Here is a 19,473-nt window from a genome sequence, read left to right as displayed (position 1 = left end):
GATTCCGCTTTACCTTTGAGCATTTTAGTCTTTACTCACGTAAGCCATGGAAGAACCACTGTGACCTGTCAGGACTGTCGAATGAATGCCACAAATCAACGCTATCTTTGATCGGATGCCCGGCATCCGAGGCTGACGATAACTGCTGTCTTTACGCTCCAAGTTGCTCTAACCCCCGAGGTAATGAATCTTTGAAACCCTATCCAATTCATTGCGTGTCGATCGTTATCCCGGTCTACAACGAACAAGAAAGCCTGCCTGAACTGCTGCGCCGCACCATGGCGGCCTGCAAACAACTGGCTTACGAATACGAAATCATCCTGGTGGACGACGGCAGCCGCGACAACTCCGCGCAATTGCTGGAAGACGCCGCCGCGCTCGAAGGCAGCAATGTGGTGGCGGTGATCCTCAACCGCAACTACGGCCAGCACGCCGCGATCATGGCCGGCTTCGAGCATTGCCGGGGCGACGTGGTGATCACCCTGGACGCCGACCTGCAAAACCCGCCGGAAGAAATCCCGCGTTTGGTCGAACAGGCCGCCCTGGGCTATGACGTGGTTGCCACCGTGCGCAACAACCGCCAGGACTCGGCCTTCCGCCGCTGGCCGTCGCGCCTGATCAACCTCGCCGTGCAACGCTCCACCGGCGTGGCCATGAGCGACTACGGCTGCATGCTGCGTGCTTATCGCCGCACCATCGTCGACGCCATGCTGGCCTGCCGCGAGCGCAGCACCTTTATCCCGATCCTGGCCAACAGCTTTGCGCGCCACACCACGGAAATCCTGGTGCATCACGCCGAGCGTGAACACGGCGAGTCCAAATACAGCCCGATGCGCCTGATCAGCCTGATGTTCGACCTGCTGACCTGCATGACCACCACGCCATTGCGCCTGTTGAGCATCGTCGGTTTCAGCCTGGCGGCCCTGGGCATGCTCTTCGCCTTTGCACTGATCGTGCTGCGTCTCGCTTTCGGCTCCGGCTGGGCTGGCGACGGCATGTTCGTGCTGTTCGCCGTATTGTTCGTGTTCACCGGTGGCCAGTTCATCGGCATGGGCCTCCTGGGTGAATACCTGGGCCGCATGTACAGCGATGTGCGGGCCCGCCCACGGTTCTTTATCGAAAAAGTGCTGCGCAACCAACCGGCAGCACCGGCCGAGACCTTTACAGTCGACGGCCTGACGTCCTCCCACACCTCTACTTCTCCTTCCGATCAGGTTTCGTCATGAATTCAAAAGCTGTTGTCTTCGCTTACCACGATATTGGCTGTGCTGGCATTGAAGCCCTGCTCAATGCGGGTTACGAAATTGCTGCCGTGTTCACCCATGCCGATGATCCCAAGGAAAACAATTTCTACGGTTCCGTCGCCCAGCTATGCGCCCGCAATGGCATCCCGGTACACGCCCCGGAAGACGCCAACCACCCGCTGTGGATCGAGCGCATCGCCAAGCTGAACCCGGACTACATCTTCTCGTTCTACTACCGCAACCTGCTGAGCGAAGCCCTGCTGGCCACCGCCAAGAAAGGCGCGTTCAACCTGCACGGCTCCCTGCTGCCTAAGTACCGTGGCCGCGCACCGGCCAACTGGGTGCTGGTGAACGGCGAAACCGAAACCGGCGTGACCCTGCACCGCATGGTCAAGCGTGCCGATGCCGGCGCGATCCTGGCCCAGCAGAAAGTCGTGATCGAGCGCACCGACACCGGCCTGACCCTGCACGCCAAACTGCGTGACGCCGCCACCAACCTGCTGCGCGACGCCCTGCCGCAACTGGCGCAAGGCAAGCTGACCGAAACCGCCCAGGACGAAAGCAAGGCCACCTACTTCGGTCGTCGCACCGCCGCTGACGGCAAACTGGATTGGAAAAAACCGGCTGAAGAGCTGTTCAACCTGGTTCGCGCCGTTACCCAACCGTACCCGGGTGCCTTCTGCGCCGTGGGCGAGCACAAGCTGATCGTCTGGAGCGCCGAAGTCGTCAAGGGCAACGAAGGCCTGGCGCCAGGCCGCGTGATCAGCGTCAACCCGCTGCGCATCGCCTGCGGTGAAGACTCCCTGGTGGTCAAGTTCGGCCAGCGCAACGAGAACGGCCTGTACCTGGCCGGCCCGTCCCTGGCGGATGAACTGGGCCTGGTGGACGGTTCCGTACTGCGCGGCGCCGAGTCCGGCCGCAAGCCCCGTCGTACCCGCGTGCTGATACTGGGTGTGAACGGTTTCATCGGTAACCACCTGTCCGAGCGCCTGCTGCGTGACGACCGTTACGAAATCTACGGCCTGGACATCGGCTCCGACGCCATCGAGCGCCTGCGCAGCCACCCGAATTTCCACTATGTGGAAGGCGACATCAGCATCCACTCCGAGTGGATCGAGTACCACATCAAGAAGTGCGACGTGGTCCTGCCGCTGGTGGCCATCGCCACCCCGATCGAATACACCCGCAACCCGCTGCGCGTATTTGAACTGGACTTCGAAGAGAACCTGAAACTGGTTCGCTACTGCGTGAAGTACAACAAGCGCGTGATCTTCCCGTCGACCTCCGAAGTGTATGGCATGTGCCAGGACCAGTACTTCGACGAAGACACCTCCAACCTGGTGGTGGGCCCGGTCAACAAGCAGCGCTGGATCTACTCGGTCTCCAAGCAACTGCTGGACCGCGTGATCTGGGCCTACGGCGACAAGGGCCTGAAGTTCACCCTGTTCCGTCCATTCAACTGGATGGGCCCGCGCCTCGACCGCCTGGACTCGGCCCGTATCGGCAGCTCCCGCGCCATCACCCAGCTGATCCTGAACCTGGTGGAAGGCACGCCGATCCGTCTGTTCGACGGTGGCGAGCAGAAGCGTTGCTTCACTGACATCGCCGACGGCATCGAAGCCCTGGCGCGCATCATTGATAACGACAACGATAACTGCAACGGCCAGATCATCAACATCGGCAACCCGGAAAACGAAGCCAGCATCCGTCAGCTGGGCGAAGAACTGCTGCGTCAGTTCGAAGCTCACCCGCTGCGCAGCAACTTCCCTCCGTTTGCCGGTTTCCGCGACGTGGAAAGCAAGGCGTTCTACGGCACCGGTTACCAGGACGTGGCGCACCGCAAGCCAAGCATCGACAACGCCAAGCGCCTGCTGAACTGGGAGCCTACCGTGGAGATGAGCGAAACCATCGGCAACACCCTGGATTTCTTCCTGCGTGAAGCCATGCTCGAAATCGCGGACAAGCGCTGATGCAAGCGGGTCTACGCATCGACGTCGACACTTACCGAGGCACCCGTGAAGGGGTGCCAAGGTTGTTGGAGTCGCTTGATGAAGCCGGGGTCAAGGCGACCTTCTTCTTCAGCGTCGGGCCGGACAACATGGGGCGCCACTTGTGGCGCCTGATCCGCCCGCAGTTCCTGTGGAAGATGCTGCGCTCCAACGCTGCCGGTTTGTACGGCTGGGACATTTTGCTGGCCGGCACCGCCTGGCCGGGCAAACCCATTGGCCGCGACCTGGGGCACCTGATGCGCCAGGCCAAGGCCGCCGGGCATGAAGTCGGGCTGCACGCCTGGGATCATCACGGCTGGCAAGCCAACACCGGGCGCTGGAGCGATGCACAGCTGATCGAGCAGATTCGCCGTGGCGTCGACACCTTGAGCGACATCCTCGGTGAACCCATCGACTGCTCAGCCGCCGCCGGCTGGCGTGCCGATGAGCGCGTGGTGCAAGCCAAGCAACAGTTCAACTTCCGCTACAACAGCGATTGCCGTGGTACCAGCCTGTTCCGGCCGACCCTGGCGGATGGCAGTGCCGGCACGCCACAAATTCCGGTGGACATGCCGACCTTCGATGAAGTCGTGGGCCCGGTGGTGGCCGCCAAGGATTTCAATAGCTACATCCTCGACCGCTTCAAGCCGTCGAAGCTCAACGTCTATACGATCCACGCAGAAGTAGAAGGGATTCTGATGGCCAATGATTTTCGCCAGATGCTCGCCCAGGCAGGGCAGCGCGGCATCGCGTTCAAACCGTTGGGCGACCTGTTGCCCGCCGACCTCACCACCCTGCCCCAGCAACACCTGGTGCGTGGTGCGTTGAGCGGCCGTGAAGGCTGGCTCGGAGTGCAAAAGGCATGATCCGGCGCTGGGCCCTGCCCCTGCTCCTGCTGGCCTTCGGGGTGTTCTACCTGATCCCGTTGGCCACCCACGGGCTGTGGATTCCCGACGAAACCCGCTATGCACAGATCAGCCAGGAAATGCTGCTGACCGGCAAATGGGCCTCGCCACACTTCATGGGGATTCGCTACTTCGAGAAACCGGCGGCCGGTTACTGGATGATCGCGCTGGGCCAGGCGATTTTCGGGCAGAACCTGTTCGGCGTGCGTTTTGCCTCGGCCTTGAGCACTGGCTTGAGCATCCTGCTGGTGTATTTTGTGGCCCGGCGTTTGTGGAACGACCCGCGCAAGAGCCTGGTCAGCGCCGTGCTGTACATGAGTTTTGTCAGCGTCGCGTTCCTGGCGGGCTATGCCAACCTCGACCCACAGTTCACCTTCTGGGTCAACCTGACCGGGGCGGCGCTGTGGTTCTGCTTCGACAGCACCACCACCCGCGGCCGGCTGTGGTCGTGGGCCTTGCTCGGGTTCGCCTGCGGCATGGGGTTCATGACCAAGGGTTTCCTTGCCTGGTTGCTGCCGGTGCTGATCGCCCTGCCCTACGTGCTCTGGCAAAAACGCATTCGTGAACTGCTCACCTATGGCCTGGTGGCCGTGGTGGTGGCGATTGTCGTGAGCCTGCCCTGGGCGCTGATGGTGCATGCCCAGGAATCGGACTACTGGAATTTCTTCTTCTGGCACGAGCACATCCAGCGCTTTGCCGGCGACGACGCCCAGCACTCCGAGCCCTTCTGGTATTACCTGCCGCTGATGGTTGCGTTCACCCTGCCGTGGATGGCGTTGCTGCCGTCCACCGTGAAGCAGGCATGGCTGGAAAAACGCAACAGCAAGGTCGCCTTCCTGCTGCCGTGGCTGCTGATGCCGCTGGCGTTCTTCAGCCTGGCCAAGGGCAAGCTGCCGTCGTACATCATGCCCTGCCTGCTGCCACTGGCGCTGCTGATGGGGCATACCCTCGCCGACAAACTGGCCCAGGCCCGTGGCCGCGTACTGCGCATCAACGGCTGGGTGAATCTGGTCATTGGCGTATTGGCGTTGCTGACCCTGACCTGGTTCCAGCTGAAAAAACCGGTGTACGAGCACGGCCAGGAAACACTCAGCCTGGTGCTGGTGTTCGTCTTCCTGTTCGGCTGGATCATCGCCAACCTGCTGCAAGCCGCCCGCCCGTTGCACATGTGGGCCGCACCGGTGATCGGCAGCTGGTTGCTGGTGGCGCTGGTGCCGGCCGCGTTGCCGCACTCGGTGGTTTATAACAAGACCCCCGACCAGTTCATCATCGACCACCTCCAGGAGCTGCAGCCGACCACTGCGTTGCTGAGCAACGACCTCGGCGCCGCATCGGCCTTGTCATGGCGCCTGCAGCGTCCTGAAGTGATGCTCTACAACACCGTTGGCGAAGTGAAATACGGCATCGCCTTCCCGGACACCGCTTACCGCAAGATCGATGCCGCCAGCGTCCAGCAATGGATGAGCGAGGCGCGCAAGCAAGGCTCGGTGGGCGTGGTGATGCGGGTCAAGGGTGACGACGAACGCCAGGAAGTGGACCTGCTGCCCAAAGACGGCAAGCGTTACGAGCAGGGCAATATCGTGATTCTGATCTTCCCGCAGAGCGCGCCATGACCACTCTGTTGCTGTTGTTAGGTGCCTGCCTGCTGACCTGCATGGGCCAGGTGTCCCAGAAGTTTGCCGTGGAAGGCTGGCGTGACCAGCCCGACGGTTGGGCCCCGAAGCTGCGCTCGCCGTGGCTGTGGTCGGCGCTGGTGTGCCTGGGCCTGGGTTTGCTGGTGTGGCTGCTGGTGCTGCAACGCCTGGAAGTCGGCATCGCCTACCCGATGCTGAGCCTCAATTTTGTATTGGTCACCCTGGTGGCGCGCTTTGTGTTCCATGAACACATCGATGGTCGCCACTGGTTCGGCGTGCTGCTGGTGATTGCCGGTGTGGTGCTGCTGGGGCGCCAGGTATGAGTCGCGCTCGCGGTTTTGCCCTGGCCCTGGGCAGCGTGGCACTGGTCAGCGGTGCCCAGTTGGGCATGCGCTGGAGCATGACGCGCCTGCCACTGCCTGCTGAATGGCTGACAGCACTCGACACGGGTGCCATCGACCTCGGCGCACTGGGCGTGGTGATCCTGGCGATCATCGCCTATGCCCTGTCGATGCTCTGCTGGCTTGGCGCGCTCAAAGACCTGCCGCTGGGCCGTGCCTACTCGCTGCTCAGCATCAGCTACGCATTGGTCTACCTGCTGGCCGCCAGCCTGCCGGTGTTCAACGAACATTTTTCGCTTTCAAAAACTGCGGGAGTGGCCTTGGTCATTCTCGGAGTCCTGACTATCAACTCTCGTCGTGCTAGCACCACAAGTCCCAGGAATGCCCCATGAAAATCAGTGTATTTGGTAGCGGTTACGTCGGTCTCGTACAGGCCACCGTGTTGGCCGAAGTCGGCCACGATGTCATCTGCATGGACGTTGACGAGAAAAAGGTCAAGTTGCTGCAACAGGGCCATGTGAGCATTTTCGAGCCGGGCCTGGCGGCCATGGTCAAGGAAAACCTCGAAGGCGGACGCCTGACGTTTACCTATGACGAAAAACTCGCGGTCGAACACGGCGAAGTGCTGTTCATCGCCGTGGGTACCCCTTCGGACGAAGACGGCTCGGCCGACCTGAAATACGTGCTGTCCGTGGGCGATGCAGTGGCTCGCCACCGTATCGACCCGGTGATCCTCGTGGAAAAATCCACCGTACCTGTAGGCACTGGCGACACTTTGCGTGCGCACATGGAAAAAGCCCTGCGCATTGCCGGCCGCCACCTGGAGTTCGATATCGTCTCCAACCCGGAATTCCTCAAGGAAGGCTCGGCCGTTGCCGACTGCCGCCGCCCGGACCGGATCGTCATCGGCTGCGAACGTGAGGAGGTGCGCGAGGTGATGCGTGAGCTGTATGCACCGTTCAACCGCAACCACGACCGCATCATCTTCATGGACCTGCGCAGCGCCGAACTGACCAAGTACGCCGCCAACTGCATGCTGGCCACCAAGATCAGCTTTATCAACCAGATCGCCGAACTGGCCGAACACCTGGGCGCCGACATCGAAGCCGTGCGCCTGGGCATTGGTGCCGACTCGCGTATCGGCTACCACTTCATCTACCCAGGTTGCGGTTATGGCGGCTCGTGTTTCCCCAAGGACATGCGCGCCCTGATCCACAGCGCCAAGGCCGCCAACTGCTCCAGCGACCTGCTGGAAGCCGTGGAAGCCATCAACCAGCGCCAGAAGAGCAAGCTGTTCGAACGCGCCAATGCATTCTTCAAGGGCGACCTGCGCGGCAAGACCTTCGCCTTGTGGGGCCTGGCGTTCAAGCCCAACACCGACGACATGCGCGATGCGCCAAGCCGGGTGCTGATGGAAGCCTTGTGGGCCGCCGGCGCGAATGTACGTGCGTTTGACCCGGAGGCCATGCAGGAAACCCAGCGCATCTACGGTGATGATCCGCGCCTGATGCTGATGGGCACCCCGGAATCCACCCTGAGTGGCTCTGACGCCTTGATCATCTGCACCGAATGGCAACAGTTTAAGGCACCGGACTTCGACCTGATCCAGCAACGCCTGAAAACCCCGGTGATCTTCGACGGCCGCAACCTGTACGACGGCGAACGCCTGGCACGCAAAGGCATCCAGTACTTCCCGATGGGCCGTGGCGATTCCTGCAACTTGCCGATCCCCCAGCAAAACTGGGCGCCTCAGGCCGAGGAAGCCTGAGACGTGGACAAAGCTCATCCGCCCCTGCTCAGCCCGACGATCCGCCGACACTCATGGGTGCTGGGGCTCCTGGCACTGGTCCTGTTTATCGCAGGCAACTGGAACCAGGCAATCATCGGCTTTGACTCGCGCTTCGTGCTGTTCGCCCAGGAGATGCTGCGCCATGGGCCGGGGTTCTTCCCGACGACGTACGGGCAACCTTATGCCGATTACCTGGCCACCTCGACGCTGCTGACCTGGCTGCTGTCCCTGCCCCTGGGGCAGGTCACCAGCCTGACGGCCTGGCTGCCCACGGCCATCGCTTCGGCGCTGCTCGTGGTGCTGGTCTACCGGCTGACGGCGCCCTACTCCCGGCGCTGGGCGCTGCTGAGCATCGCGGTGATGCTGCTCAGCAGCACCTTCATCAGCGAAACCCGCGCGGTGTCCCTCGACCAGATGTTGGCTGCCGTGGCCCTGGCGGTGTTTTACCTGGGTTATGCCCATGACCACTTCGGCGCCGCCAAGCGCCTGCACTGGCTATTTGCGCTGCTGATCCTGGGGTTTGCAATCCGGGGACCGATTGGCCTGGTCATTCCCACCGGCATGCTGTGCAGCTATTACCTGATCAACCGGCAATGGCGCCAGCTGTTCAGTTTCGGCCTGCTCGCGTTGGCGTTACTGGCGGCGTGCGTGGGCCTGCTGTTGCTGCTGGCCAAGCTCAGTGGCGGTGAAACGTTCATGCAGGACGTAATCCGCATGCAGTTCCTGGGTCGCATGGATGGCACCGAAGGCTCCGGCAGCGCGCTGTATTATTTCAGCAGTTCGCTGGGCAACTACGCACCGGCGTATCCGCTGGCAATACTCGCGCTGGTTGCGATTGTCGCCGGTGGCCGGGAGGACAAGGGCCCGGCGCTGAAGCTGGTGTTGTACTGCCTCGCTGCAGGCTTGATCGTGATGATCGGCTTGTCTGTGCCCCAAGCAAAAAAAGCGCGCTATGTACTGCCGATGCTGCCCCTGGCAGCAATCATCGCCGCGTATCCGTTCCAGGTGTCGCGAGGCAGACTGTTCGCCGGGCTGCGCTGGCTGATGCTGGGGTTGTGGACGGTCATTCCGGGGCTGCTGATCGCAGGCTTGTTCGTGGCGCGTCACCGCTTCCCCGAGCAGATTGGCAGCCTCAATCCGGTGTTCGGGATCCTGATCGCGATCCAGGTGCTGGCACTGGGCTTGCTGTTCAACCGGCGGCTTCGCTACGTGGGCCCGGCCTTCGCCGCGGTATTGGCGGTGTGGCTGGCGTATATCGTGATGGTCGAGCCGCTGGAGCGCCGGTTGTATGACACGCGCACCTTTACCCTCCAGGCCCATGCGCTGACCCAGCAACAACCGGCGCCGCTGGTATTACACGCACTCGGCAAGGACGCAAAAGCCATCAAGTTCATGGTCAACCTCGATTGCGACCGGGTGCCGTTGTTTACCCAGTTGCCTGCCGACCTGGCGCCGATCCAGGCTCCTGCATGGCTGATCATGAGCCAGTCGGACTATGAAGCGTTGAGCGACCCGCGTTTTCGTTCACTGCAGCCGGTACTGACCGGCCAGTTCGACAAGAACCCTTACGTACTGCTGCATTTGATCAAACCCGCACAACCTTGATACAGGGCGCGGGATAAGCGGAACCAACCGCTTATCCCGCGCCAGTACATTCAGTAGTTATAAATCCAAGTGTATGTAAGAAACTTCTTTGCCCATTCAACTTCGAAACTTTTAGCGTAGCAACTATCGAGAAACATCCTACGCATCTATACGCTGCTACCGATAAGACGCCCTCTTCCCGCCCCTAGCCCTCGACTGTAGACTCGCCTGCCAAGCGAGTTAATTATTTAATACCTTTTAACTATTTTCAGAAGTTCCAAAGGTGCGGTGTAAGGCATTCCTGTTACTTTCGAAAGAAACTCGACGAACGTAGCAGCAAGCCATCAATCAAGACATGCCCCGCTTAAACGAACAGTCGAAATAACAATAAAGACCTTTTAAACAGCATTCAGCGCTGCCGTTTATTTCATTTAGAGGAATGTTTTGTGTCCGACCGTCGATTGCCCGACCCCTCAACCTCTGACGCTGTCGCGCCTTTGTCCCGCGACAGAGTCAATGCGGGTTACATCCCGCTGCCAAAACTGGATCGGCTGATGGAACTGCGTGATGCACTGGTGGTGCTCAAGGGGCCATTGGCCAACAATCCATCGCTGCGGGAAAATGTACAAAACCTGCTGATCAACGAGGAAACCGATGACCGTGTGCTGGGCAAGATCAGCAACCCCATGCCACCGCCAACCCGCCTGATACCGTTTGGCTGACACGTTTTACTGCAAAAATACTGCACTTGACCTGCATTAATATGCATTGGCAGCAGTCTTCATCGATTGGCACACTGCGCAGGTTCCTCCCCCAAATGCAGGAACTTCTTTAAAGGGCTTTTCCGGGAAACCAGGCAAGCCTTTTTTTTCGCCCGCTTTTCACGGATCGTCTGTCAATGCTCGCTCGCTGGTTACCCGCTGCCATCAATACCCGCCCTGCCGAATGGAGTCGTGCCGCCATCGGCATGGCCCTGGGCACACTGTTCAGCGTCTGGGTATGCGCCCAGGTGTTCGGCACCGAGGTGGCCCTGCACCTGATAGGCCCGCTGGGAGCCTCGGCGGTGCTGCTGTTTGCCGTATCCTCCGGCGCGCTGGCCCAGCCCTGGTCGATCATCGGCAGCTACCTGTGTGCCGGGATCGTTGCGCTGCTGGTGGCCCGGGTATTGGGCCGAACGCTGGGCAGCGCATGCCTGGCTGCCGGGATGACCGTGATCCTGATCTGCTGGCTGCGCTGCCTGCATCCACCGGCGGGCGGCCTGGCCATGAGCCTGGTGCTGGCTGACCCCGCCTCGATTGCCATGGGCTGGCACGAACTTGCCGCAGTCATGCTGGGAGCCACGGCCTTGTTGGCCTGCGCGCTGGCCTACAACAACGCCACGCGCACGCGTTACCCCAAGGGCACCCGCGAACCGGCTGCGCCGATCTTTATGCCAATGGCCACCGAAAACCCCGGGATCAGCGCCGAGGACCTCAAGCAGGCCCTCGCCGAGCGCGAGCAGTTCCTGGACGTTACCCCGCAGGAACTGGAAGAGCTGATCCAGGCCAGCGAGCGGTATGCCCGGCGGCGCACCATCGGCGCGGTTTTCCAGCACCAGGGCCAGCCTCCTCCATAAGGCAAAAATGCAAAAACGACCTGCATGATTCCGACTTGTACTGGGCAAATTTGCACTGGTACGATCGCGAGATGGTTCGCCCGCGAACATCTTGATAAAGAACAATAAAAGCAGGGAGTTAGAGATGACTGCTCAGGTTTCATCCGAGGCAAGCAGCGCCGGGATTGTGCAAGACGAGGTCCTGGCGCACGTACGCAACCATATTGGCCACCTGACCCTCAATCGCCCCGCAGGCCTTAACGCCCTCACCCTGGACATGGTCCGCAGCCTCAGCCGGCATTTGCAGGCGTGGGCGGAGGATCCCCAGGTGCATGCCGTGGTGTTGCGCGGTGCCGGTGAAAAAGCCTTCTGCGCCGGCGGCGACATTCGCTCGCTGTACGACAGCTTCAAGAGCGGCGACACCCTCCACGAAGACTTCTTCGTCGAGGAATACGCCCTCGACCTCGCCATTCACAACTATCGCAAACCGGTCCTGGCACTGATGGACGGCTTCGTCCTTGGCGGTGGCATGGGCCTGGTGCAAGGCGCCGACCTGCGGGTGGTCACCGACCGCAGCCGCCTGGCAATGCCCGAGGTGGCCATCGGGTATTTCCCTGACGTGGGCGGCAGCTATTTCCTGCCGCGCATTCCCGGGGAACTGGGGATCTACCTCGGGGTGACCGGCGTGCAGATTCGTGCCGCCGACGCCCTGTATTGCGGCCTGGCGGACTGGTACCTCGACAGCGCCCGGCTCGCCGACCTCGACCAGCGTCTGGACCGCCTGGAATGGCACGATTCTCCCCTCAAGGACCTGCAAGGCCTGCTGGCCAGCCTCGCGGTGCAACAATTGCCCGACGCCCCCCTGGCGGCGCTACGCCCAGCCATCGATCACTTCTTTGCCTTGCCGGACGTGCCGAGCATCGTCGAGCAATTGCAGCAAGTCACCGTCGCCGACAGCCATGACTGGGCATTGACCACCGCCAGCCTGATGCAGACGCGCTCCCCCCTGGCCATGGCCGTGACCCTGCAGATGCTGCGTCGCGGGCGCCACCTGCCGCTGGAGCAATGCTTTGCCCTGGAACTGCACCTGGACCGCCAATGGTTTGCCCGTGGCGACCTGATCGAAGGCGTCCGCGCCCTGCTGATCGACAAGGACAAAACCCCTCGCTGGAACCCTCCAACCCTGCAGGCGTTGGAGGCTGATCATGTCGAAAGCTTCTTCCGCGACTTCGACAAGAACGGGAACTAAGTCATGCAAGATATTGAATTTACACAAGAACAAGTGATGATCCGCGACATGGCGCGGGACTTTGCCCGTGGCGAAATCGCCCCCCACGCCCAGGCTTGGGAAAAGGCCGGCTGGATCGACGATGCTTTGGTCGCCAAGATGGGCGAGTTGGGTTTGCTGGGCATGGTGGTGCCTGAAGAATGGGGCGGCACCTACGTCGACTACGTGGCCTACGCCCTGGCAGTGGAAGAGATTTCCGCTGGCGACGGCGCTACCGGCGCACTGATGAGTATCCATAATTCAGTGGGTTGCGGGCCAATTCTCAACTACGGCTCACAAGCACAAAAGGAAACCTGGTTGGCGGAACTGGCCAGCGGCCAGGCCATCGGTTGCTTCTGCCTTACCGAACCCCAGGCCGGTTCCGAAGCGCACAACCTGCGCACCCGCGCCGAACTGCGGGACGGCCAGTGGGTGATCAACGGCGCCAAGCAGTTTGTCAGCAACGGCAAGCGCGCCAAGCTGGCGATCGTGTTTGCAGTGACCGACCCGGAGCTGGGCAAGAAAGGCATCTCGGCGTTCCTGGTGCCGACCAACACCCCGGGCTTCGTGGTGGACCGTACCGAACACAAGATGGGCATTCGTGCCTCGGACACCTGTGCCGTCACCCTCAACCAGTGCACCGTACCGGAAGCCAACCTGCTGGGTGAACGCGGCAAGGGCCTGGCCATCGCCCTGTCCAACCTCGAAGGCGGACGCATCGGGATTGCCGCCCAGGCGCTGGGTATTGCGCGTGCCGCCTTTGAGGCCGCGCTGGCCTATGCCCGTGACCGGGTGCAGTTCGACAAGGCGATCATCGAGCACCAGAGCGTGGCCAACTTGCTGGCCGACATGCAAACCCGCCTGAATGCGGCGCGCCTGCTGATCCTGCATGCCGCCCGATTGCGCAGTGCGGGCAAGCCATGCCTGTCGGAGGCCTCCCAGGCCAAGCTGTTTGCCTCGGAAATGGCCGAGAAGGTGTGCTCTTCAGCCATGCAGATTCATGGGGGTTATGGCTATCTGGAGGACTACCCGGTGGAGCGTTACTACCGGGATGCGCGGATTACCCAGATTTACGAGGGCACCAGCGAGATTCAGCGGATGGTGATTGCCAGAGAATTGAAAAACTACCAGCTGTAACAGGTATTTCGCATACCCCATGTGGGAGCGGGCTTGCTCGCGAAGGCGGTGGATCAGTCGATACATCGGGTGACTGTAATACCGCCTTCGCTAGCAAGCCCGCTCCCACATTTTGATCTTCAGCGTTTCAGGACAGTGTTTACTTGTCCTTGAACTCCGGCGCACGCTTGGCCACAAACGCCGCCATGCCTTCCTTCTGATCCAGCGTGGCAAACGCCGCGTGGAACACCCGGCGCTCAAAGCGCACGCCTTCGGAAAGGCTCACTTCAAACGCACGGTTCACGCTTTCCTTGACCATCATGCTGATGGGCACCGACTTGCCGGCGATCAGGGTCGCGACCTTCAGTGCTTCGTCCAACAGCTCATCCGCCGGCACGATGCGCGCGACGATCCCGCAGCGCTCGGCTTCCACCGCATCGATAAAGCGCCCGGTCAGGCACATTTCCATGGCCTTGGCCTTGCCCACGGCGCGGGTCAGGCGCTGGGTGCCGCCCATGCCCGGCAGCACGCCGAGGTTGATTTCCGGCTGGCCAAACTTGGCGTTGTCACCCGCCAGGATGAAGTCGCACATCAAGGCCAGTTCACAGCCGCCACCCAGGGCAAACCCGTTGACCGCCGCGATGATCGGCTTGCGGCGGTTGGCCACGCGATCGCTGTCGCTGAACAGGTCGTCGAGGTAGATCTGCGGGTAGGTCAGCTCGGCCATTTCCTTGATGTCGGCACCGGCGGCAAAGGCTTTTTTCGAGCCGGTTAGTACGATGCAGCCGATTTCCGGGTTGGCTTCCAGGCTGTCCAGCGCCTGGTTCAGCTCGCTGACCAGTTGCGCGTTCAGGGCGTTCAGCGCTTGCGGGCGATTGAGGGTGATCAGCCCGACCCGGCCCTGCACGTCCAGCAAAATGCTTTCGTAACTCATAGAGACTCCTCAGAGATTGCGTGAAATGACCATGCGTTGAATATCGCTGGTGCCTTCGTAAATCTGGCAGACCCGCACATCGCGGTAGATCCGCTCCAGGGGAAAGTCGCTCAGGTAACCGTAACCGCCGAGGGTTTGCAAGGCTGCCGAGCAGACCTTTTCGGCCATTTCCGAAGCAAACAGCTTGGCCATGGACGCTTCCACCAGCGCCGGCTTGCCGCTGTCACGCAGGGCGGCGGCGTAATGCACCATCTGCCGCGCCACGGCGATTTGCGTCGCCATGTCCGCCAGGCGGAAGGCCACGGCCTGGTGCTCGATGATCGGCTTGCCAAAGCTTTCCCGCTCGCGGGCGTAGTCCCGGGCCGCTTCAAATGCCGCCCGCGCCATGCCCACCGCCTGCGAAGCAATGCCGACACGCCCGCCTTCGAGGTTGGCCAGGGCGATCCGGTAGCCTTCGCCCTCCTCGCCCAAACGATTGGCCACCGGCACCTGCACATCCTCAAACAGGATCTGGCAGGTGTCGGAAGCATGCTGGCCGAGCTTGTCCTCGACCCGCGCGACGCTGTAGCCCGGCGAGTCGGTGGGCACGATAAAGGCGCTGATGCCGCGTTTGCCGGCAGCCGGATCGGTGACTGCAAACACAATCACGATCCCGGCGTTTTGCCCGGAGGTGATGAACTGCTTGCAGCCATTCAAGACGTAGTGATCACCCTCCAGCCGGGCACGGGTTTTCAGGCCGCTGGCGTCGGAACCGGCCTGGGGCTCGGTCAAGGCAAACGCACCGAGCATCGCACCACTGGCCAGGGGCTTGAGGAACTGCTCGCGCTGTTGATCATTGCCGAACTTGAGGATCGGCACGCAGCCCACGGAGTTGTGCACGCTCATGATGGTCGAGCAGGCGCCGTCACCGGCAGCGATCTCTTCCAGGGCCATGGCGTAGGCCAGGTAGCCGGTATCACAGCCGCCCCATTGCTCCGGGACCAGCATGCCAAAAAAGCCCAGCTCGGCCATTTCACCAATGGCTTCCTTGGGAAAGCGATGCTCGCGGTCCCACTCGGCAGCGAACGGTTTAAGGCGTTCCTGGGCAAATTGCCGGGCGGCTTCGCTGATTTGCAGTTGTTCGTCATTCGGCAGCATAGGTGTTCCTTAGTACAGGCATTCAACGGCCATGGCCGTGGCTTCACCGCCGCCGATGCAGATCGCTGCAACGCCGCGCTTGAGGCCTTTCTGGCGCAGGGCCGAAAGCAGGGTCACCAGGATCCGCGCGCCGGACGCGCCAATCGGATGGCCCAGGGCACAGGCACCGCCGTGGATGTTGACCTTGCTGTGGGGAATCTCCAGCTTGCTCATGGTCACCAGGCTGACCACGGCAAAGGCTTCGTTGATTTCAAACAGGTCGACTTCGTCGAGGTTCCAGCCGGTCTTGCTCATCAGCTTGCGGATCGCCCCCACCGGCGCTACCGGGAACAGGCCAGGCTCATCGGCAAACGCCGCGTGGCCATGGATCACCGCCAGAGGCTTGAGCCCGCGCTTGTGCGCTTCGGACTGGCGCATCAGGAGCAGCGCCGCCGCACCGTCGGAAATCGAACTGGAGTTGGCTGCCGTCACCGTACCGCCTTCACGGAAGGCCGGCTTCAGGGTGGCGATCTTGTCCAGCTTGGCTTTCGGCGGCTGTTCGTCGTGGATGATGGTTTTCTGTTCCTTGCCCACGGTGACCTGCACCGGGACGATTTCGGCGATGAAGTTGCCGTCGGTGATCGCCTGTTGCGCACGGGTCAGGGACGCAATCGCGAACGCGTCCTGGGCCTCGCGGGAAAAGCCGTTGTGCTCGGCGCAGTCCTCGGCAAAGGTGCCCATCAGGCGGCCCTTGTCGTAGGCGTCTTCAAGGCCGTCGAGGAACATGTGGTCGAGCACCCGGCCGTGGCCCATGCGATAGCCGCTGCGGGCACGGTCCAGCAGGTACGGCGCGTTGGACATGCTCTCCATGCCACCGGCGATGGCCACCTCCACGCTGCCTGCCAGCAACGCGTCATGGGCCAGGATCGTGGCTTCCATGCCCGAGCCGCACATCTTGTTCAGGGTGGTGCAGCGCGTGGACTTGTCCAGGCCAGCACCCAGCGCCGCCTGGCGTGCCGGCGCCTGGCCGAGGCCGGCGGGCAGCACGCAGCCGAACAGCACTTCATCCACGGCATCGGAAGCGATACTGGCGCGTTCGACCGCTGCACGAATCGCCGCAGCGCCCAGTTGCGGAGCGGTGAGGCCTTTGAGATCACCCTGGAACCCGCCCATCGGGGTGCGTACCGCGCTGACAATAACGATTGGATCAGTCATGAAAATCTCCTTATTTGGCTGCCATGCGCAAGGCCCCGTCGAGACGGATCACCTCGCCGTTGAGCATGCTGTTTTCAATGATATGCCGCACCAGCGCGGCGTACTCGCCCGGCTTGCCCAGGCGCGGCGGGAATGGCACGCCGGCGGCGAGGGATTCGCGCACTTGCGGCGTCATGCCCGCCATCATCGGAGTTTCGAAAATACCGGGGGCGATGGTCATCACCCGAATCCCGTAGCGCGCCAGTTCGCGGGCCGCCGGCAGGGTCAGGCTGGCAATCGCGCCCTTGGACGCGGCATAGGCCGCCTGGCCGATCTGGCCGTCAAACGCTGCCACTGAAGCGGTATTGATGATCACACCGCGCTCGCCATCGGCATTCGCCTCGGTTTCAGCGATAGCCGCTGCAGCCAGGCGCAGCAGGTTGAAACTGCCGATCAGGTTGACGTTGATCACCTGGGCGAAGTTGGCCAGCACGTGCGGGCCATTTTTGCCGAGGATTTTCTCGCCCCGCACCACACCGGCACAGTTGACCAACCCATGCAAACCGCCAAAGGCAGCGACGGTGGCCTGTACCGCCGCTTCGGCAGCGGCTTCCTGGCTGATATCGGCGACCGCGCTGCGGGCCTGCGCGCCGAGCTTTTGCGCCTGGGCGGCCACTGCGTCGGCGTTCAGGTCCACCAGCATCACCTTGGCTCCGGCCGCCACGAGCATCTCGGCGGTTGCCGCGCCGAGGCCTGAAGCGCCACCGCTGACCAGAAAAACCTTGTTCTCAATCTGCATCATTGTTTCCTTGAAGAATGGGTCACGCCGTGGCCGCCTGGGCCTTGGCAATTTCCTGATTACGCAAAATGAAGCGTTGCAGCTTGCCGCTCGGGGTCTTGGGCAGCTCGCTGACAAATTCGATTTCCCGCGGGTACGAGTGAGCGGCCAGGCGCTTGCGCACGTGCTGGCGCAGCTCTTCGGCCAGGGCCGGCTCGGCGCGGTACTGCTCGCTGAGCACCACAAACGCCTTGACGATCTCGGTGCGTTCCGGACATGGCTTGCCCACTACGGCGGCCTCCACCACGGCCGGATGCTCGATCAAGGCGCTCTCTACGTCGAACGGCCCCACGCGATAGCCGGAGGTGGTAATCACATCGTCGCTGCGCCCGACAAAGCTGATGCTGCCATCGGGGTTCAGCTCCACCGTATCGCCGCTGAGGTAGTACTTGCCGACGAAGGCCTTGGTCTTGACGCCGTCATAACCGGCAAACCAGCACATCGGCGATTGCTCGCGGTCGATGGCGAGGATGCCCGGTTGGCCGGCGGGCAACTCCTGATGGTTGTCGTCCAGCACCACAATGCGATGGCCCGGCGAGGCAAAGCCCGCGGAGCCGACGTGCACCGGATGCTCCAGGCCATGGTGATTGCACAGCACCATGCCCAACTCGGTCTGGCCGTAGTGGTCGTGGATGGTCACGCCGAGGTTATCGGCGAACCAGCGGATCACTTCCGGGTTCAGCGGCTCGCCGGCACTGCTGACAATACGCAGCTTGCCCTTGATCGACTTGGCGAACTGCTCGCCCCCGGCGATCAGCAGGCGATAGGCCGTGGGAGAACCGGTGAGGTTGGTAATCCCGTATTTGTTGATGACACGGCATGTGCTTTCGAGGGTGAACGGGCCATCGTAGAAGGTGATGGGGTGGCCCATGGACAAGGGGCCGGTCACGCCGAAATAGATGCCGTAGGCCCAGCCCGGGTCGGCGACGTTCCAGAATGCGTCTTCGGGGCGCAGGTCGACGGCGTCGCGGGTGTAGCTCTGGAACGCGACGATTGCCTTGAGCGGCACGGCCAGGGCTTTCGACGGGCCGGTGGTGCCTGAGGTGAACATCAGCAGGAACGGATCGTCGGCGCCCAGCAATACGGGTTCGCAGAGGTTGACATAGTTGGGCAACTCGGCCCAGAAGCTGAAATCGCCGCGCACGATGCCTTCGCCGTTGGGGCCGGCGACGGTGACGATGGTCGGGCAGTCGGCCACTTCCGTCAGTTTGGGACGGTTTACTGCATCGGTCACCACCAGCGCGGCGCCGGAGCTGTTCAGGCGGTGTTCGATGGCCTTGGGGCCGAAGGCGGTGAACAGCGGCTGATAGACCGCGCCGATGCGCCAGGTGGCGAGGACGACCACCAGCAGCTCGGCGGTGCGTGGCAGGAGGCCTGCCACCTTGTCGCCGCGATTGACGCCCTGGGCCAGGAGGAAGTTGGCGAAGCGTGCGGCCTGGTCTTGCAGTTGGGTGAAGGTGACGGTGGCGCTGCGGCCGTCCTTGCCCTCCCAGAACAGTGCGATGCGGCCAGGTAATGCGTGGCGGTCGCAGCATTCGACGCAGGCGTTGAGGGCCTGCAGGTTGCCCGACAAGGCAGCGTCGACGGTGTGTTGGTAGTTGAACTGGGTGGTGGCAGCCGAGTAATCACGCATCGCTTCAAATCCCTGTGTGTTTTTTATTTTCAGGATGGGTACGTAGACCGGTGAAATAGTCGCTCTAGAGCGGTGGGTGGGCAATGGTCAAAGCTTTCAACTTGGTTGACTGGTTTGGCCAATGGGGGGCGCTGTTTGGTGTGTGTGTATATCCGTTTTTTGGGTGATGGCTTGTATTGGTTCCGCTCTTACAGCGGCTCACTTTTGAACAGCGCAAAAGAGTGTTGAAGAGCAAAATCAAAAGCTAAAGCGGGCACGGTCCAAATGTGGGAGCGGGCTTGCTCGCGAAGGTCGTT

Annotated in this window: 17 protein-coding genes; 12 read left to right on the top strand and 5 right to left on the bottom strand. The window is 61.9% G+C overall.

The window, feature by feature from the left end:
• Positions 1-191: 191 nt before the first annotated feature.
• The 12 genes from arnC to AC3WKX_RS28375 all read left to right on the top strand — a co-directional run bounded on the left by arnC (position 192) and on the right by AC3WKX_RS28375 (position 13,483).
• A complete protein-coding gene (gene arnC / locus AC3WKX_RS28430) occupies positions 192-1,226 on the top strand; it encodes an undecaprenyl-phosphate 4-deoxy-4-formamido-L-arabinose transferase (protein WP_008433430.1) in 1,035 nt (344 codons plus the stop codon).
• Positions 1,223-3,214: a bifunctional UDP-4-amino-4-deoxy-L-arabinose formyltransferase/UDP-glucuronic acid oxidase ArnA gene (arnA, locus tag AC3WKX_RS28425; protein ID WP_102604346.1), complete on the top strand. Its 1,992-nt coding sequence runs from the start codon at positions 1,223-1,225 to the stop codon at positions 3,212-3,214. Before arnC ends, arnA begins: the two co-directional genes overlap by 4 nt.
• Positions 3,214-4,098 carry a 4-deoxy-4-formamido-L-arabinose-phosphoundecaprenol deformylase gene (arnD, locus tag AC3WKX_RS28420; protein ID WP_102604347.1) on the top strand — a complete coding sequence of 295 codons (885 nt, stop codon included), beginning with the start codon at positions 3,214-3,216 and terminating at the stop codon, positions 4,096-4,098. Before arnA ends, arnD begins: the two co-directional genes overlap by 1 nt.
• On the top strand, positions 4,095-5,750 hold the full coding sequence (arnT, locus tag AC3WKX_RS28415; RefSeq protein WP_102604348.1) for a lipid IV(A) 4-amino-4-deoxy-L-arabinosyltransferase: 1,656 nt from the start codon (positions 4,095-4,097) through the stop codon (positions 5,748-5,750). The genes arnD and arnT overlap by 4 nt, the downstream gene beginning before the upstream one ends.
• On the top strand, positions 5,747-6,094 hold the full coding sequence (gene arnE / locus AC3WKX_RS28410) for a 4-amino-4-deoxy-L-arabinose-phosphoundecaprenol flippase subunit ArnE (protein ID WP_087693002.1): 348 nt from the start codon (positions 5,747-5,749) through the stop codon (positions 6,092-6,094). The genes arnT and arnE overlap by 4 nt, the downstream gene beginning before the upstream one ends.
• Positions 6,091-6,504 carry a 4-amino-4-deoxy-L-arabinose-phosphoundecaprenol flippase subunit ArnF gene (gene arnF / locus AC3WKX_RS28405; RefSeq protein WP_003217623.1) on the top strand — a complete coding sequence of 138 codons (414 nt, stop codon included), beginning with the start codon at positions 6,091-6,093 and terminating at the stop codon, positions 6,502-6,504. Before arnE ends, arnF begins: the two co-directional genes overlap by 4 nt.
• Positions 6,501-7,880, top strand: a complete 1,380-nt coding sequence (locus tag AC3WKX_RS28400; RefSeq protein WP_008433443.1) for a UDP-glucose dehydrogenase family protein — start codon at positions 6,501-6,503, stop codon at positions 7,878-7,880. Before arnF ends, AC3WKX_RS28400 begins: the two co-directional genes overlap by 4 nt.
• Before the next feature lie 3 nt (positions 7,881-7,883).
• Positions 7,884-9,506 (top strand): ArnT family glycosyltransferase, encoded by a 1,623-nt coding sequence (locus AC3WKX_RS28395; RefSeq protein WP_102604349.1) that lies wholly within the window; start codon positions 7,884-7,886, stop codon positions 9,504-9,506.
• A gap of 521 nt (positions 9,507-10,027) precedes the next feature.
• Positions 10,028-10,207: a type VI secretion system contractile sheath small subunit gene (locus tag AC3WKX_RS28390; protein WP_256344058.1), complete on the top strand. Its 180-nt coding sequence runs from the start codon at positions 10,028-10,030 to the stop codon at positions 10,205-10,207.
• Between the two features lie 176 nt (positions 10,208-10,383).
• Positions 10,384-11,100: an HPP family protein gene (locus AC3WKX_RS28385; RefSeq protein WP_102604350.1), complete on the top strand. Its 717-nt coding sequence runs from the start codon at positions 10,384-10,386 to the stop codon at positions 11,098-11,100.
• A gap of 124 nt (positions 11,101-11,224) precedes the next feature.
• A complete protein-coding gene (locus AC3WKX_RS28380; RefSeq protein WP_102604351.1) occupies positions 11,225-12,328 on the top strand; it encodes an enoyl-CoA hydratase/isomerase family protein in 1,104 nt (367 codons plus the stop codon).
• A gap of 3 nt (positions 12,329-12,331) precedes the next feature.
• On the top strand, positions 12,332-13,483 hold the full coding sequence (locus tag AC3WKX_RS28375; RefSeq protein WP_102604352.1) for an acyl-CoA dehydrogenase family protein: 1,152 nt from the start codon (positions 12,332-12,334) through the stop codon (positions 13,481-13,483).
• 139 nt (positions 13,484-13,622) lie between these two features.
• On the opposite strand, the gene AC3WKX_RS28370 is transcribed toward AC3WKX_RS28375, so the two are convergent.
• The 5 genes from AC3WKX_RS28370 to AC3WKX_RS28350 are packed head-to-tail and all read right to left on the bottom strand — an operon-like array spanning position 13,623 to position 19,177.
• Positions 13,623-14,396 (bottom strand): enoyl-CoA hydratase, encoded by a 774-nt coding sequence (locus AC3WKX_RS28370; RefSeq protein ID WP_003217608.1) that lies wholly within the window; start codon positions 14,394-14,396, stop codon positions 13,623-13,625.
• Positions 14,397-14,405: 9 nt separating this feature from the next.
• Positions 14,406-15,533: an acyl-CoA dehydrogenase gene (locus AC3WKX_RS28365; protein WP_102604354.1), complete on the bottom strand. Its 1,128-nt coding sequence runs from the start codon at positions 15,531-15,533 to the stop codon at positions 14,406-14,408.
• Between the two features lie 9 nt (positions 15,534-15,542).
• Complete coding sequence (locus AC3WKX_RS28360; RefSeq protein ID WP_102604355.1) at positions 15,543-16,727, bottom strand: acetyl-CoA C-acyltransferase; 1,185 nt, start codon at positions 16,725-16,727, stop codon at positions 15,543-15,545.
• Positions 16,728-16,737: 10 nt separating this feature from the next.
• Positions 16,738-17,505, bottom strand: a complete 768-nt coding sequence (locus AC3WKX_RS28355) for an SDR family NAD(P)-dependent oxidoreductase (RefSeq protein WP_003217603.1) — start codon at positions 17,503-17,505, stop codon at positions 16,738-16,740.
• 22 nt (positions 17,506-17,527) lie between these two features.
• The gene (locus tag AC3WKX_RS28350; protein ID WP_102604356.1) at positions 17,528-19,177 is read right to left on the bottom strand and encodes an AMP-binding protein; all 1,650 of its coding nucleotides are present in this window, start codon (positions 19,175-19,177) and stop codon (positions 17,528-17,530) included.
• Positions 19,178-19,473 lie beyond the last annotated feature (296 nt).

Source organism: Pseudomonas sp. GP01-A4, assembly GCF_058780865.1.
This window is presented reverse-complemented; position numbering and strand designations above follow the sequence as displayed.

Bases quoted from the DNA above. Each gene is read 5' to 3' on its own strand.
- arnA (WP_102604346.1), top strand. From the start codon at position 1,223: ATGAATTCAAAAGCTGTTGTCTTCGCTTACCACGATATTGGCTGTGCT.
- arnD (WP_102604347.1), top strand. From the start codon at position 3,214: ATGCAAGCGGGTCTACGCATCGACGTCGACACTTACCGAGGCACCCGT.
- arnT (WP_102604348.1), top strand. From the start codon at position 4,095: ATGATCCGGCGCTGGGCCCTGCCCCTGCTCCTGCTGGCCTTCGGGGTG.
- arnE (WP_087693002.1), top strand. From the start codon at position 5,747: ATGACCACTCTGTTGCTGTTGTTAGGTGCCTGCCTGCTGACCTGCATG.
- arnF (WP_003217623.1), top strand. From the start codon at position 6,091: ATGAGTCGCGCTCGCGGTTTTGCCCTGGCCCTGGGCAGCGTGGCACTG.
- AC3WKX_RS28400 (WP_008433443.1), top strand. From the start codon at position 6,501: ATGAAAATCAGTGTATTTGGTAGCGGTTACGTCGGTCTCGTACAGGCC.
- AC3WKX_RS28385 (WP_102604350.1), top strand. From the start codon at position 10,384: ATGCTCGCTCGCTGGTTACCCGCTGCCATCAATACCCGCCCTGCCGAA.
- AC3WKX_RS28380 (WP_102604351.1), top strand. From the start codon at position 11,225: ATGACTGCTCAGGTTTCATCCGAGGCAAGCAGCGCCGGGATTGTGCAA.
- AC3WKX_RS28375 (WP_102604352.1), top strand. From the start codon at position 12,332: ATGCAAGATATTGAATTTACACAAGAACAAGTGATGATCCGCGACATG.
- AC3WKX_RS28370 (WP_003217608.1), bottom strand. From the start codon at position 14,396: ATGAGTTACGAAAGCATTTTGCTGGACGTGCAGGGCCGGGTCGGGCTG.
- AC3WKX_RS28365 (WP_102604354.1), bottom strand. From the start codon at position 15,533: ATGCTGCCGAATGACGAACAACTGCAAATCAGCGAAGCCGCCCGGCAA.
- AC3WKX_RS28360 (WP_102604355.1), bottom strand. From the start codon at position 16,727: ATGACTGATCCAATCGTTATTGTCAGCGCGGTACGCACCCCGATGGGC.
- AC3WKX_RS28355 (WP_003217603.1), bottom strand. From the start codon at position 17,505: ATGCAGATTGAGAACAAGGTTTTTCTGGTCAGCGGTGGCGCTTCAGGC.
- AC3WKX_RS28350 (WP_102604356.1), bottom strand. From the start codon at position 19,177: ATGCGTGATTACTCGGCTGCCACCACCCAGTTCAACTACCAACACACC.